At 56.3% G+C, this 14,341-nt stretch carries 14 protein-coding genes; 7 read left to right on the plus strand and 7 right to left on the minus strand.

What is annotated here, in order from left to right:
• Positions 1-8: 8 nt before the first annotated feature.
• Entirely contained in the window at positions 9-632 is a 624-nt protein-coding gene (locus HALTITAN_RS08015; protein WP_009286792.1) for an L-threonylcarbamoyladenylate synthase, read from the plus strand.
• Positions 633-820: 188 nt separating this feature from the next.
• Complete coding sequence (locus tag HALTITAN_RS08020; RefSeq protein ID WP_039858747.1) at positions 821-1,597, plus strand: 5'-nucleotidase, lipoprotein e(P4) family; 777 nt, start codon at positions 821-823, stop codon at positions 1,595-1,597.
• Between the two features lie 106 nt (positions 1,598-1,703).
• Here HALTITAN_RS08020 and HALTITAN_RS08025 read toward each other — a convergent pair whose 3' ends face one another.
• Both HALTITAN_RS08025 and HALTITAN_RS08030 read right to left on the minus strand, forming a co-directional pair.
• Positions 1,704-2,621, minus strand: coding sequence for an ion transporter (locus HALTITAN_RS08025; protein WP_009286794.1), 918 nt, complete (start codon positions 2,619-2,621; stop codon positions 1,704-1,706).
• A gap of 51 nt (positions 2,622-2,672) precedes the next feature.
• Positions 2,673-3,572 (minus strand): CYTH domain-containing protein, encoded by a 900-nt coding sequence (locus tag HALTITAN_RS08030; RefSeq protein WP_039858749.1) that lies wholly within the window; start codon positions 3,570-3,572, stop codon positions 2,673-2,675.
• Between the two features lie 137 nt (positions 3,573-3,709).
• Here HALTITAN_RS08030 and HALTITAN_RS08035 point away from each other — a divergent pair, with 137 nt between their 5' ends.
• The 3 genes from HALTITAN_RS08035 (at position 3,710) to argA (ending at position 7,206) form a co-directional block, all read left to right on the plus strand.
• Positions 3,710-4,390 (plus strand): TIGR00153 family protein, encoded by a 681-nt coding sequence (locus tag HALTITAN_RS08035; RefSeq protein WP_009286796.1) that lies wholly within the window; start codon positions 3,710-3,712, stop codon positions 4,388-4,390.
• A gap of 10 nt (positions 4,391-4,400) precedes the next feature.
• Positions 4,401-5,666 carry an inorganic phosphate transporter gene (locus tag HALTITAN_RS08040; RefSeq protein WP_009286797.1) on the plus strand — a complete coding sequence of 422 codons (1,266 nt, stop codon included), beginning with the start codon at positions 4,401-4,403 and terminating at the stop codon, positions 5,664-5,666.
• Positions 5,667-5,892: 226 nt separating this feature from the next.
• Positions 5,893-7,206, plus strand: coding sequence for an amino-acid N-acetyltransferase (gene argA / locus HALTITAN_RS08045; RefSeq protein WP_039858750.1), 1,314 nt, complete (start codon positions 5,893-5,895; stop codon positions 7,204-7,206).
• Positions 7,207-7,237: 31 nt separating this feature from the next.
• Here argA and HALTITAN_RS08050 read toward each other — a convergent pair whose 3' ends face one another.
• Both HALTITAN_RS08050 and HALTITAN_RS08055 read right to left on the minus strand, forming a co-directional pair.
• Positions 7,238-7,795 (minus strand): carboxymuconolactone decarboxylase family protein, encoded by a 558-nt coding sequence (locus HALTITAN_RS08050; RefSeq protein ID WP_039858752.1) that lies wholly within the window; start codon positions 7,793-7,795, stop codon positions 7,238-7,240.
• 59 nt (positions 7,796-7,854) lie between these two features.
• Positions 7,855-9,180 carry an aspartate aminotransferase family protein gene (locus tag HALTITAN_RS08055; RefSeq protein ID WP_009286799.1) on the minus strand — a complete coding sequence of 442 codons (1,326 nt, stop codon included), beginning with the start codon at positions 9,178-9,180 and terminating at the stop codon, positions 7,855-7,857.
• Positions 9,181-9,343: 163 nt separating this feature from the next.
• Between HALTITAN_RS08055 and HALTITAN_RS08060 the strand changes: the two genes are divergently transcribed.
• Positions 9,344-10,231 (plus strand): MurR/RpiR family transcriptional regulator, encoded by an 888-nt coding sequence (locus HALTITAN_RS08060; RefSeq protein WP_039858754.1) that lies wholly within the window; start codon positions 9,344-9,346, stop codon positions 10,229-10,231.
• A 211-nt stretch (positions 10,232-10,442) separates the two neighbouring features.
• On the opposite strand, the gene HALTITAN_RS08065 is transcribed toward HALTITAN_RS08060, so the two are convergent.
• Complete coding sequence (locus HALTITAN_RS08065) at positions 10,443-11,297, minus strand: SDR family oxidoreductase (RefSeq protein WP_039858755.1); 855 nt, start codon at positions 11,295-11,297, stop codon at positions 10,443-10,445.
• Positions 11,298-11,722: 425 nt separating this feature from the next.
• On the opposite strand from HALTITAN_RS08065, the gene HALTITAN_RS25725 reads away from it, so the two are divergent.
• A complete protein-coding gene (locus tag HALTITAN_RS25725) occupies positions 11,723-11,866 on the plus strand; it encodes a hypothetical protein (protein WP_022519932.1) in 144 nt (47 codons plus the stop codon).
• 72 nt (positions 11,867-11,938) lie between these two features.
• Here the strand turns inward: HALTITAN_RS25725 and HALTITAN_RS08070 are convergent, their stop codons facing one another.
• Positions 11,939-12,898 (minus strand): hypothetical protein, encoded by a 960-nt coding sequence (locus HALTITAN_RS08070; protein ID WP_009286801.1) that lies wholly within the window; start codon positions 12,896-12,898, stop codon positions 11,939-11,941.
• A gap of 80 nt (positions 12,899-12,978) precedes the next feature.
• Positions 12,979-14,328, minus strand: a complete 1,350-nt coding sequence (xseA, locus tag HALTITAN_RS08075) for an exodeoxyribonuclease VII large subunit (RefSeq protein WP_039858757.1) — start codon at positions 14,326-14,328, stop codon at positions 12,979-12,981.
• Between the last annotated feature and the right edge of the window lie 13 nt (positions 14,329-14,341).

Genomic DNA, 14,341 nt, shown 5'->3' on the forward strand with positions numbered 1-14,341 from the left:
AGTTACCAATGAGCCAATATTTTCAGATTCACCCGGAAAACCCTCAGAAACGCCTCATCGATCAGTCGATTGCGATCATTCGTAAAGGCGGTGTGGTTGCTTACCCCACTGATTCGGGCTATGCCCTTGGCTGCCATCTGGGTGAGAAGAAAGCCATTGAGAAGATAAAATGGTTACGTTCACTGGACGATAAACACAACTTCACCCTGGTGTGCTCCGATCTCTCGGAAATTGGCACCTACGCCAAGGTGGATAACGATGTATTTCGGTTGCTGAAAGCCCATACCCCAGGGCCTTACACTTATATTCTGGATGCCACTTCAGAGGTGCCGCGCCTGCTACTGCGTCCCAAGCGTCGCTCCATTGGCGTGCGCGTACCGGATCACCGCATTACCCACGCGTTACTGGCCGCATTAGGCGAGCCGTTGATGAGCGTAACGTTGATTCCGGTGGGCGATGACCTGCCCATGAACGACCCGGAAGAGATCCGCGAGCGTTTTGGCGCACACCTGGATGCCATTATCGACGGCGGCGCCTGCCATTTAGACCCCACCAGCGTCATCGACCTGCGCGAACTGCCGCCGAAAATCATCCGTGAAGGGCGCGGCGATATTTCTCCTTTCGTCGTCTAAAAACACTTTTCAGAGCAAATCCCTGCTTTTAGCTTTAATGAGCAGGGAATTTGTCTATTTTTCATTATTTGAATGTTCAATGAAAATAAAATATGATCCTAACGGTTCTTTTCGATAATAAATTGTGATCCTTTAAGGCGAGGAATCGCCTCGTCTTTTTGAGATCGCCTAGCCCAGGAGATCATTCAATGACGAAGCCATTCCCTTCTCGCCTCTGCACCCTTGCTGCTCTAGCCAGCCTCACCGCTTTACCGCTGACCAGCCATGCAAATAGTGATGGCGCAGAAATATGTGCCCAGGAAGCCTATGCAATGGGCCTGCGCTATCAACAGCAGTCTGCTGAAGCCGCTGCTCTGCAGCGTCAGGGTTTTGCCCTCGCCACCTACCGGCTTGAGGATCAGATTGAGGCGCATGGTGGCAGCGACGACTTGGCGATCATTACCGACCTGGATGAAACGGTGCTGGATAATAGCGCTCTGTTGGTTCGCGACATGCAGGCGTGCCACGACTACACCACCTGGGACACATGGAAGCATTGGGAGCGTGAAGGCGAACCGCGTTTGATGCCGGGTGCCAAAGCGTTCCTGGATTACGCGGATGAGCAGGGCGTGGCCATTTTTTACGTCTCTGATCGCTACCAGGAGAACGAGGCCGACACTATCGCCACCTTGGAAGCGCTAGAGCTACCCCAAGTCTCTGAACAGAGCGTGATGTTGCTGGGGCCTGCCAAGGCAGAACGCCGCGCGGAAGTGGTGGATAACCACACGCTGGTGATGCAGCTGGGTGATTCCCTTCACGATTTCGCGGGTGACTTCGCGGGCGCCGACCTTGACCAGCAGCATGCGCTTGTTGAAGAGAATGCCGAGCGTTTTGGCAACGATTGGATCGTGTTCCCCAACGCTACTTACGGTGCCTGGAGCGAGGCTGAGTTAGACGCCTGGGAAGCCCCGCACGAAGTGGAGTGATCGGTTAGATAACCACTCCATACCGCATTAAATAAACGCTGCGCGCCCCAGGTTTGGCTATTTTGTTTGACGATTTAGTTTAGCTGTCTTGGGGCGTGTTTTTGTCTTAGTTCTTGTCTTCGTCACTCTCGTGGCTATTTTCTTGAGCGTCATCTGTTTTGTCGTCATCCTTCTTGCGCGGGTCTTCGCTGTCTTCATCCAGCCAGGTGCCGCAGCGCAGGCAGTAGCGGGCGCGTTTTTCATGGCGTTCGTGACCGCAGCCGGGGCAGGCTTCTTCGGAGTAACGCTCTTCACGGATCGAGCGAATCACCTGGGCGGAAAACACCCCGGTGGGCACGGCAATGATCGAGTAGCCGAGCAGCATGAGTACCACCGTAATCGATTTACCCAGCGCAGTAGCGGGGACGATGTCGCCATAGCCGACGGTGGTCATGCTGACAATGGCCCAGTACATCGACATCGGAATACTGGTGAAGCCCGCCTCAGAGGATTCGATGGTGTACATCAGCGCCGCGAACAGGGTAATCACCATTAATATGGCGCTAAAAAACAGCAATATCTGGCGCATGCTGCGTTTAAGGGCATCCATTAAAAGACGCGCCTCGCCGACAAACTCCATCAGGCGCAGAATACGAAAAATGCGCAGTACCCGCAGCAGGCGAACAATCACCAGCCCATGGGCTCCGGGCACCAGTAGTACTAGCCAAATGGGCAAAATCGCGATTAAGTCGACGATGCCATAAAAGCTTTTTAAATAAAGGGTCGGTTTTTCCAGGCAGTAAATGCGTAGGATGAGCTCAATGCTAAATAACAGAGTGAATGCCCACTCCAGATAAAAGAAGAGTTCTCCGTACCGCTCGGCATAAGTCTCGATACTGCCCAGCATAATGACCGCAACGCTGAGTAGAATCGCCACAATCAAGGCGATATCAAACGCTTTGGCCCCCGGCGTGTCAGACTCAAATATGATATGAAACAGGCGGGTGCGTAGGCCTTCCGCGCCGGGGGTTAAGTTTAAATTCATTGCATCATCCTGAAGTGGACCTCAATGCCGTCCTGAAAAGTGCGCTAGGACCTAGCGTAGCGCGGTTTGGTACGCCAAGCGATGGGCGAGCGCTAACGCCGCTTTACCGTAGGCTGCATTGGGCTGGCCGTCCGCATCGAGCGCGCCAGGCAGCGCCTGGGCATAAGCGCGTGCGGTGGCATCCAGTTCGGGATGTTCGGCGAGAGTGGCCAGCGCCTGCTGGGCATCGTTTAAAAAGCTGGCTTGTTGGCTGTCGTGGTAGGCGTCCAGCGCCAGCGTGGCACGGTGCAGCCACTCTGCCGGGGAGTGTGCTTCGGGGAGCGGCCAGTGTTGGGTACTAAGCGCATTGCCACGGGCCGCCTTGCTACTGTCCGAGGGTCGCAGGGGTACCTGTTCAGCAAGGGTCAATGCCAGCGCCCACAGAGCTTCGGGCTCGCCGCCTTTTAATTCGAGTTCTGCTTCGCGAATCGGCGTGCGGTAGTCACCGCTAATAATTTCGCCTTCATCCAATACCAGCTCGACATGACTCTCCTGACCTTGTCCGCCCTCTTTTAGCTGCCAGCTACGCCGTGTGAAATCGGTGCTGAGTTGGGGGGCGAGGGCATCTAGCACACCGCTAAGTTCGCCTTGAAAAGGGGGGAGCTTGGCAATTGAAGCGAGATCCAACTGTGGGCCAACAACCTGCCACTCCCACTCTTCGCGCTGGGAAAGCCCGCCGCCACCTTGGCCAGCGGTTTTCACCGTTTGCAGCACCTGGCCGTCTACCTGGCGAAGTCGCAGCGCAATATGTGCTTTCGCCAGATCACCCTGAGGGGTATCAAAGTAGGTATTGGTCAGCGATTGTTTACGCACGGCGTGTGAAGCGAGATACGGGTGTTGAGTCAGCGCCGCAGGCCCTGTCGGGGCAAGGGCCAGTTTAAGTTCCACTTCCATGGGGTTTGGGCTTTTCATGACGCTAGCCACCTCGTTATCGTGACATTTAAATGAATATTTGATTACATTTGTGAACTTTTCATGACGGCGGCAGGCGCACTCTTTATACTGGCGCCGCCATTTCCAGGCTCCCCGAAAACAGGCTAAAAGGCATTATGGTTACCTCCAATCCTTTTTCTTCGATGTTTGGCCGCTCGCCATTCCAGCCGTTATTGGCCCATATCGTCAAGACGAATGAGTGTGCCGATCAGCTGTTGCCGTTTTTTGAAGCAACCCTGGTTGATGACTGGGACAAAGCGGCTGAGCTGCGCGAAAACGTCACCCGCCTAGAGCATGACGCCGATACGCTGAAAACAGAGCTGCGGTTGAACCTGCCCAACACCATGTTTCTTCCGGTGTCGCGCTCCGATCTGCTTGATCTGATCAGCGTGCAGGACAAGATCGCCAACAAGGTGCGTGACATTACCGGCATTATGCTGGGGCGTAAAATGCGCGTGCCGGATGAGCTGGCCGCGCCGATGCGCGACTACATTCGAACCAGCGTTGCCTGCGTGGCGCAAGCGCGTCAAGCGCTAGAAGAGCTCAAGGATCTACTCGAGTCCGGCTTTGGCAAAAACGTCTCGGATGTGATGCAGAAGATGATCCGTGAGCTGCACACCCTCGAACACCAAGCCGACGACCAACAGATCACCATTCGCCGCCAGCTGTTCAAGCTTGAGAGCCAGCTACCGCCAGTGGACGTGATCTTTCTCTACAAGATCATTGAATGGGTTGGCGAACTATCCGACCGCGCCGAGCGCGTGGGTAGCCGTCTGCAGATCCTGACTGCCCGCTAAGGGGACTTTCATGCTGATTATTGCCCAGCACGGTGAAATCTTTATCATCCTGGCCTGTTTGTTTGGCTTTTTCATGGCCTGGGGCGTTGGCGCCAACGACGTGGCCAATGCCATGGGAACCTCGGTGGGGTCGAAAGCGATCACCATCAAACAGGCTATCCTGATTGCGGTCATTTTTGAATTCCTGGGTGCCTGGCTAGCCGGTGGCGAAGTTACCAATACGATCCGTAAAGGTATTATCGACCCCGAACTGCTACAGGACGACCCACAATTGCTGGTCTACGGCATGCTGGCAGCCCTGCTGGCGGCGGGGACATGGCTGCTGGTGGCCTCCATGAAAGGCTGGCCGGTTTCCACGACGCACTCGATTGTCGGCGCGATCGTAGGCTTTGCGGTTGCAGGGCTAGGTCCTGCCACGGTGGACTGGGGTGCGGTAGGCAAGATTGCCGCCAGTTGGGTGGTCTCCCCCTTGTTGGCAGGTACCATCGGTTTCGTGCTGTTTAAATCGGTACACCACCTGATTTTCGAGGACGACAACCCGTTCACGGCCGCCAAACGCTACGTACCCGGTTATGTGTTTCTGGTGGGCTTCATCGTTTCGATGGTCACGCTGACCAAAGGGTTATCTCATGTGGGGTTGGATCTAACCTTCAATCAGAGCCTGTTGCTGTCGATCCTGCTGGGCCTGGTGATTATGGGCATTGGCCTGATCATGCAGCGGCGTATCAAGTTTGAGCACAATACCAACGACCACTTCGGCTATGCCAACGTTGAGCGTGTGTTCGGCGTGCTGATGATCTTCACTGCCTGTGCCATGGCCTTTGCCCACGGTTCTAACGATGTGGCGAATGCGGTTGGCCCACTGGCGGCAGTCATCAGCGTGGTGCAAACCGGCGGTGAAATTGGCGGCTCTGCACTGGTGCCCTGGTGGGTGCTGGTACTTGGCGGCAGCGGTATCGTGGTGGGGCTGGTCACCTACGGTCATAAAGTCATCGCTACCGTGGGTACCGGGATTACGGAACTGACCCCCAGCCGTGGCTTTGCCGCTACCCTGGCGGCAGCCACGACGGTGGTGCTGGCCTCGGGCACTGGCCTGCCGATTTCCACCACCCACACCCTGGTCGGCGCGATTCTTGGGGTGGGGTTGGCACGCGGCATGGCGGCATTGAACCTGCGGGTCATCGGCACGATTGCCATGTCGTGGCTGATCACGCTACCAGCAGGCGCTGGCCTGGCGATTCTGTTCTTCTTCATGTTCAAGGGCATGTTCGGCTAACGAATAATAAGCAGCACGTTGTAAACGTAGTACGCCAAGGCTCGAAAGGCTTTAGAAGCATCTGAGCGATAAGATCACAGCGGCATCTTCATGTTTATCTGCATTAGATTGAGCAGATTTGCATTTGAAGGTGCCGCTGTTTTTCGTGCTCTGGTAAAGTAACTGGAGATTGTTTTTGAAATTGTTTTTGAGATTGTTTCTTTCACCTGCTGCCGGAGAGCGGCCCTTGGATACGCGCTTCCCCTTTGTTGATTGGTTTCGTAACGCTTCCCCCTACATCAATGCCCACCGGGGGCGAACCTTTGTCATCTTAATTGAAGGCGAAGCCATGGCGTCTGGCCGAGGGGAGCAACTGATTCAGGATTTGGCGCTGCTGCATACCCTGGGTGTGCGACTGGTCGTCGTGTTCGGCATTCGCCCCCAGGTGCACGAGTCGCTAACCGCCGCTGGCGTAGAGCCCACGCGCATCGATGGCCGCTGGGTCGCGGATCGCGCGGTGATGGCTCATGTTGAGCAGGTAGCTGCCCACCAGCGGCTATGGCTTGAAGCGCGGCTCTCCCTTGGCCTGCCCAGCACGCCGCTGCACGGTGTGGAATTGAGCGTGATCTCCGGCAATCTGGTGACCGCCAAGCCATTAGGCGTGCGCGAAGGGGTGGATTTCGACCACAGCGGCGAAGTACGCCGGGTGCGTGCCAGCGCCATTGAAGGCCTGCTGGAAAAAGGCTCGCTGGTGCTACTGCCACCGCTCGGGTTCTCCAGTACCGGCGAGGTGTTTGATCTGGATGCCTCTGAAGTCGCTCAACACGCCGCCGTGGCGCTGAAAGCCGATAAGCTGATTTTGCTGGGGGAATCCGAAGGCTTGGAAGATGAGCAGGGCGCGCTGCTGCGCCAGCTTTCGCCAGCGGAGGCCGAGCCGCGTTTAAGCGCCGCGGTGCCAGGTAGCGAGCTAGCCCGCCACTTACAGGCCGCCTGCACAGCCGCACGGGAAGGCGTGGCGCGCACGCACCTGCTTTCCTGGCGCAACCACGATGCCCTGCTGGGTGAGTTGTTCACCCGCGACGGCGTGGGCACCATGATTACCCAGCACCGCTACGAACAGCTGCGCCCGGCCACGCTCAACGATGTAGCGGGCTTGCTGGAACTGCTGGAACCGCTTGAGCGCCGGGGCATGCTGGTAGCGCGCTCAAGAGAGCGCCTGGAGCATGAAATCGATGACTACATGGTGATTGAGCGTGACGGCATGGTGATTGGCTGCGCCGCGCTGCATGTATTTACGGATACCAGCATTGCCGAACTCGCCTGCGTGGCGGTGCACGACAGCTACCGCGGTGGCGAGCGGGGCGAGCGCCTGGTGGAAGCCATGGAGCGCCGCGCCCGCCAGCGCGGCTTAACTGAAGTTTTCGTGCTGACGACCCACACCGCCCACTGGTTTGTGGAACACGGCTTCCGCGCCGCCAGCCTGGAAGACCTACCCCCGCTGAAACGCGAAACCTACAATCACGCCCGTAAATCGAAGGTGTTGGTTAAGCAATTAGCGTAATTCGCTTATTAGCAGATCTGGATTAGCTGGTTTAACGTGGCATTAGCGAAAACAGCTCCGGCTGTTTTTGCGCTTCTTGTTGAATAGTGTCGTCAATCGGTGTGTCGTAGGTTTTGAGCAGATAGCCCAGCACCGAATAAAAACCCACCATGGCGATCAGGTCGATCACTGCTTTGCGTCCAATCGCCTCGGCAAGTTCTGCTTCCTGCTCCTTGGTCAGCATGCGCTCATCGAATAACGCATCCACGGCATTGACGATAAGACCGTCAACGCCTTCGGGAGTACCGCGAATAGCCGTGATCCGGTGTTCGGAGAATCCCAGGGCGAGTGCACGACTAACATGATGAGCCCACTCGTAGGCAGAGCCCATACGCAAACCCGCGCGTAAAATCACCACTTCAGTCAGTTCCGGGCCTAACGCATTCTCCTTAACAACGTGTTGGCGCAAGGGCGCCCACGCTCTAAGCAAGGCCGGGTGATGGGCCATGGTGCGATAAACGTTGAGTGCGCCAGCAAAGCCCTCGCGTAAATCAGGGATCTCCTCAGGCCAGTCGGCGTCGGAAACAGGCGGGCAGGGAGAAGAGTGCATGGGTGGTCTCCTTTCAGTCGTCATTCAAATCTTAGTTTAGATAGCTGTTGAGTGAGTTATTACTCTGCGATGGCGGCGGTTATGGCCTCGGCAATACGCTCAATGATCAGGTCTACTTCGTCAGGCGCAATGATATAGGGCGGAGCCAGCAAGATATGATCACCGTTAATGCCATCAATAGTGCCGCCCATCGGGTAGCTGATCAGGCCACGCGCCATGGCCTGTCGCTTGATCTTGGCGTAAATCTTTCTAGCCGGATCGAAAGGCGTTTTGCTCTCCCTGTCCGCGACAATCTCGATACCGCGAAACAAGCCCCTGCCGCGAATATCGCCCACATGGGGGGATGCGCCGAGCGCCGCTTCAAGGCCGCTCTGTAACCTCGTGCCCATGGCATTGACGTTCGCCAGCGTCTCCGGCCGTGCAATGATCTCAACCACTTTGTTGGCGGCCGCGGCGGCCACAGGGTGCCCAAGATAGGTATGGCCATGCTGAAACAGCCCAGACCCATTGGCAAAACTGGCGTAGATGTTGGCCGATAGCATCACCGCGCCGATAGGCTGATAACCGCCGCCCAAACCCTTGGCAATCGTGACGATATCCGGGACTACCCCATCTTGTTCGCAGGCGAAGACGGTGCCAGTTCTTCCCATGCCGCACATCACTTCGTCGAGGATCAGCAGTACGCCGTATTTATCGCAAATGCTACGTACGCGTTTGAAGTAATCCGCCTCAGAAGCGACCGCCCCTAAGGTGGCACCGACGATGGGTTCGGCAACGAAGGCCATGACTTCTTCAGGGCCAAGTCCCAGAATCTTTGCCTCAAGCTCCTCGGCAAGCCGTGCCGCGTAGGCCTCGGGCGTCTCATCGGTGCCCTTGTCGCGATACGCATAGCAGGGCGATACATGGTGGGTTTCTGGCAGGATGGGCTGAAACTGCTGGCGCCGCATGGCATTGCCACCGGTTGCCAACGCGCCGATGGTATTGCCGTGGTAGCTCTGGCGTCTGGCAATGATATGCCGTCGCTGGGGCTGATTAATCTCTACAAAGTACTGCCGGGCCATTTTCAGCGCCGCTTCGACGGCTTCTGACCCACCCGACACCAAGTAGACGTAATCCAGCCCTGCGGGGGCTAAATCCACGAGCTTTTCGGCAAGTGCTTCGGCGGCATCGGTAGTGAAAAATGAGGTGTGGGCGTAACAGAGGCTATCGATCTGTGAGCGCATGGCGGCCAGCACTTCCGGGTGGGCGTGCCCGACGCTGGTGACTGCAGCGCCTCCCGACCCATCCAGATAGCGACGCCCCGTGGTATCCGTGATATAGACGCCCTGTGCCGACGCAGCATGAGGTAGCTGCGCCCCGATACCGCGGTGAAGAATACGCGTCATAGCCTCTTTCCCTCATTATCAAACGGTGAGTAATTCATATGACAATGAGATTGGCACACTCACAAAGATATTTGCAACAAATAAATCATTTAAATATAGTGTGAAACATGTAGATCATATCTTCACAGAGCCAACCGACTATTTCTTCACAGAGCCAACTACTATGCAGCCGAGCGATTCCCTAAGAGAGCAGATTATTGCCCAGTACGATGCCATGTCTGCGCAGCTGCAACAGGCCGCTCGCTACGTGCTTGAGCATCCAGAGGAAGTGGCGCTGGTGTCCATGCGCGAGGTGGCGCGCCTAGCGGGTGTGCAACCCGCCACCATGACACGGCTTGCCAAATTCTTGGGGTTGCCAGGGTACGACGAACTTCGGGCGCAGCATGCAGCGGCGTTACGTCAGGGGAGCGATGGTTTTGCGGCCAAGGTTCGCCAGCGGGTAGATGAAGGCAGTGAAAGGGGAGCCTGCGATACCGCTTCGCATATGCTTCAGGGGCTAAGTGCCCAGCTTGCTAAGCTCTGCGAGCCTGATTCGCTGCGGCAGCTGGAAGCCACCGCCACTAGGCTGAGATCAGCGAGAAAGGTATACGTGCTGGGTTTACGTTCCTGCCATGCCGTTGCCTGGCATTTCCATTACGTGATGACCCTGCTGGGCGAGCGCTCGGTTCACCTGGATGGGCCTGGGGGAACCGGCGGAGATGGACTAATTCGTGCCACATCTGAGGATGTATTGCTCGTTATCTCCATCAAACCTTATGCAACAGGGACGCTGGAACTGGCCCAACTGGCAAAAGATAAGGGGGCAGGCATTGTTTCTATCACCGATAGTGAAGTGTCGCCGCTGGTGGGGATGTCAGCGCAGACGATTCTATGCCCCACGGAAACCGATAGCTTTTTTCACACGCTAACCCCGGCATTAGCCGTCTCCGAAGTGCTGTGCAGTTTATTGGCGGAATTCGATAGGCCTAAGACGCTAGACGCTTTGCAGCAAGCGGATGACCACCTTTCGCATCTCAACACGTATGCGACGGCTATCCCCAGGCGGCAGTGAGAAGCGAGGCTTATTGACCCAACATTACTGTCAGATAAATCCTTCGATAATTACCGAGCGGTAATTATCAGTCGTCTCGTCGGGTTATTAGGATTAAATATTCCCGAGCGGGAATATTTTGGCGTTGCCGTGATTGCATGAACAGTGTTCTAACAAAAGGGTGGCTCAAAGCCACCCCAGTAATGCGCGCTATATCTTATATAAGAAACGCTTAGGTATTTAAGATAACGCCGCCATTCAGGTGCATGGTCTGGCCACTCATGTAGGAAGACTCCTCGCTGGCCAAATAGACATAGGCAGGGCCCATTTCGCTGGGCTGCCCGGCGCGTTTCATGGGCACTTGGCCGCCGAATGACGCTACTTTCTCATCCTCAAAGCTGGCGGGAATCAGCGGGGTCCATACCGGCCCTGGCGCTACGGCATTCACGCGAATGCCACGATCCATCAGCGACATCGCCAACGAACGCACCAGCCCCTGAATAGCGCCCTTGGTGGCGGTGTAATCGATCAGCGTGTCGTTGCCCTTAAAGGCATTGATTGATGAGGTGGCAATAATGGTATCGCCTTCGCTGAGATGCGGCAGGGCAGATTTGCTCAGATAGAAATGGCTGAAGATATTGGTCTGGAAGGTGCGTAGCAGTTGATCATCGGGGATCTCGGTAATGTCATCCCAGTCGTACTGCTCGGCGGCGTTATTGATCACAATATTGATCTTGCCGAAGTGGTCGAGGGTGCGCTTGACGATCTCACGGCAAAACGCTGGCGCTGCCACATCGCCTTTCAAAACCAAGCAGCGGCGACCTTCGGCTTCCACCAGCCGTTTGGTCTCTTCCGCATCTTTGGTTTCTTTAAGATGCACGATCACGCTGTCGGCACCTTCGCGGGCATAGTGAACGGCGACTGAACGCCCTATGCCGCTGTCGCCACCGGTAATAATCGCGACCTTGTCCAGTAACTTATCGGCGCCCCGGTAGCTTTCACGGATGTATTCGGGCTCCGGGCGCATGACGTATTCATCACCAGGCTGTTTATCCTGATGCTGGGGTGGTTGGTGTTGATCACTCATGTGCGGTCACTCCATTGTTGGCACAATTTGGTTTGCACATACGGTTAGTCATCGTAAAACATCACTTACTAACCACTGTTCAGGCCCTCGTATCCTCGAGTACCTTACACGCTGTAAACGTAGACCAAGGTAGTAACAACGGCAAACCAGGAAGCGAACGCTGAGCAATAAAACGGTTGGTCATGCAGAGAAATGATAGTGGCAGGTTATTGATGCTATCAATATTGCTAATGTAGCTGCTATAAAGCTATTTACTTGTTTTAAGTGTTTGTTTTAAATATTGTTTAATTGCAGTTATGTCGTGAGTGCTTATGAGGGTGAATTGCAAGTTGAAGGGGAAGGGCTACAGTTAAGTCAGCCAGGGATAGGAGGCACCACGAACGCCTCCCACTCTTTCGCTCACCCACTACGGTAAGGAAGAAGCGATGACTCAAGTTCCCGATAAAGACCAGAAAGCCCCTAAAGAGAAGGATGACCACCATGATGAGGCCAATCCGATGCCGGATACTCATCATGTAAACCCGGAGTCCGATGACGATAAAAAGTCAGGCAGGGATACCAAGAAATAATCTATGCAACATTTTTTAGGCCAACGCAAAACAACAAAGGCGCTACTTCCGGTAGCGCCTTTTCTATTAGCGCTAAACCTCTATGTTGATAGAGGGCGTTGATACGGAAACGTCACCTAGCGAGGTAGGCAGCAACTGCCCCAATGAGGAGTAGAGGGCCTCAGAGGTTGATGCGGCAACCACTCGATCAGTCTTGTCCATAACTTCTTCAGCTTTCTTTAGCTCACGACGAGCTTCTTTATCTTCTTCATTCAGCCGAACCTTAAGTTCGTTAACTGCTTCGCGCAGCGCTTTTTGGGCGTCAGTCAGTACGCCGCGTAGTGCGTGTTCACTAGCGCTGGGGCCATTGGATTTCGAGCGGTTGTCTTCATTCTGAATGAGGTTAGGTAGGCTTGGTAATACGCCGAGCTCGGTGGATTCATCGCTTTCAGGCTCGCCCGCTGCCTTCTCGGCCTCTTGCTCAGCAGCCTTCTCAGCATCATCTTCGGCTGTTTGCGCACTGGCTTCGGCTTGCTGCGCGTCACTGGAAACCGTTGCCTGGGCGCTCTCATCGCCACCCGCCGGGGCCCCGGCTGATTCGGCCCCGCTGGTTTGAGCCACGGCCGGTTGAGCTGCTGTCGTGGGAACTGCTGGCGTTGCAACCACGGACGGGATAGCGGTCATGCCTGCACCACCGCCACCTTGGTTGTTCAACAGCTTAGCCGCACCGGCAAGCTCACGGGCGATGCTCTTGAGCTCCTTGGCCATGTTTTTAAGCTGTTCAGGAGAGGCGAAGGCCATCATGGCTTTCAGCATTTCAATCCGCTGACGCAGGAAGCCCACTTTATCGGTGGCCTGCTGCTGGGAGGCTTCCTTTGGCGTAGGTAGCGACGCCAAGCTTTCCAGCGCTTCCTGCTGCTTTTTAAGCCGCTTTGTGAACGGGTCGTCTTCAGCAGGCTCGCTTTTTTGGGGGGCGACGCGGGTAGGCGTTAAAAACTGCGGCTTATCTTGGCGCTGATTAATTAGTGTAAAAGACGAAAATCCAATCTTCATGGCGGTATCCTCTCCTCATTGTTAGAAGATATCGGCCATTTAGCTTAGGTCTTTAACCCCAGGTCTTTAACCCCCGGTCTTTAACCCCCGGACTTTAGACGCCGCTTAACTTCCACGCTTAGCCTGCCTTCACCTAGCTTCAGTTTCAGCTTCTGGCCGGGCTGGGTATCTTCCGCGCGGCGAATGACCTGGCCCTGCTCATCCTGGGCAATCGCATAGCCGCGCCCCAGCACCGCCAGCGGGCTGACCGCGTTTAACTCCCGCGCCGCGGCTTTCAAGCGTGCCTGTCGGCTCTCCAACTGGCGCTGAATCGCACTCCCCAAACGGCGCTGTAACTGGCTCACACGTTCGCTTTCTGCGCGATGCAACCGCGCCATATCCTGGCTGGCCAAGCGCCTGCTCAGCTGTGTCACCTGGGCTTTCTGCTGGCCGAGCGTTAACTGCATGGCGCGATTCAAGCGCTGATCAAGGGCGGTTAAGTGCTGGCGCTGACGGTTGAGCTGTTCGCCGGGGTGGCGCAGCTTGGCGCGCAGGGTATCCAGCCGCTGGCTGTCGCGCTCCAGGCGGGCCTGCATCGCCCTCTGCAAACGGCTGTGTTGATGTTCAAGCTGGCGCTTAAGGGTGTGTTGGTCGGGAACCAAGCGTTCGGCGGCGGCCGATGGGGTGGGCGCGCGCATGTCTGCGGCAAAATCCGCCAGGGTAATATCTACCTCGTGACCCACCGCCGACATCACCGGCAGCCGGGAGTGAAAAATCGCCCGTGCCAAGTGTTCGTTATTAAACGCCCAGAGGTCTTCCAGGCTACCGCCACCGCGAGTGATCAGAATCACGTCCCGCTCAGGGTCTAGCCGCGCCTGACGGTTAAGCAGCGCCAGTGCTGAAATCATCGCCGGGGCGGCTTCGGCACCTTGAACGGGCACCGGGATCAGCGTCACGTCCGCCAGCGGCCAGCGCGCTTCCAGTACCGCCAGCACATCGCGAATGGCTGCCCCGGTGGCGGAGCTCAATATCAGCAGCTTGCGGGGCGGGAAGGGCAGCGGTCGGGCGTTGGCAAACACGCCTTCGCCTTCCAGCTGCGCTTTTAAGCGCTCAAACGCCGCCAGCAGTTCCCCCAGGCCCGCCGCCTGCACGGCTTCGGCAATTAGCTGGTAGTCACCGCGAGGTTCGAACAGTGATACCCGCCCGCGCAGCTTGACCTGATCGCCATCGCGCATCGGCGCCGACACAAACCGCGCCCGCTGACGAAACAGCGCACAGCGAATCTGCGCCCGGTCATCCTTCAACGTGAAATAAACATGCCCGGAAGCGGGGCGAGAAACGTTAGAGAGCTCGCCCTCTACCCACACCTCGCCCACATCGCGCTCGAGGGTTTGCTTGGCGCGCTGGTTGAGTTGGCTGACGGAGAGTGTTTGGGCGGGTGTTTGGGTCATGGCGGATATCTGA

This window comes from Vreelandella titanicae BH1 (assembly GCF_000336575.1).
GTDB classification, from domain to species: domain Bacteria; phylum Pseudomonadota; class Gammaproteobacteria; order Pseudomonadales; family Halomonadaceae; genus Vreelandella; species Vreelandella titanicae.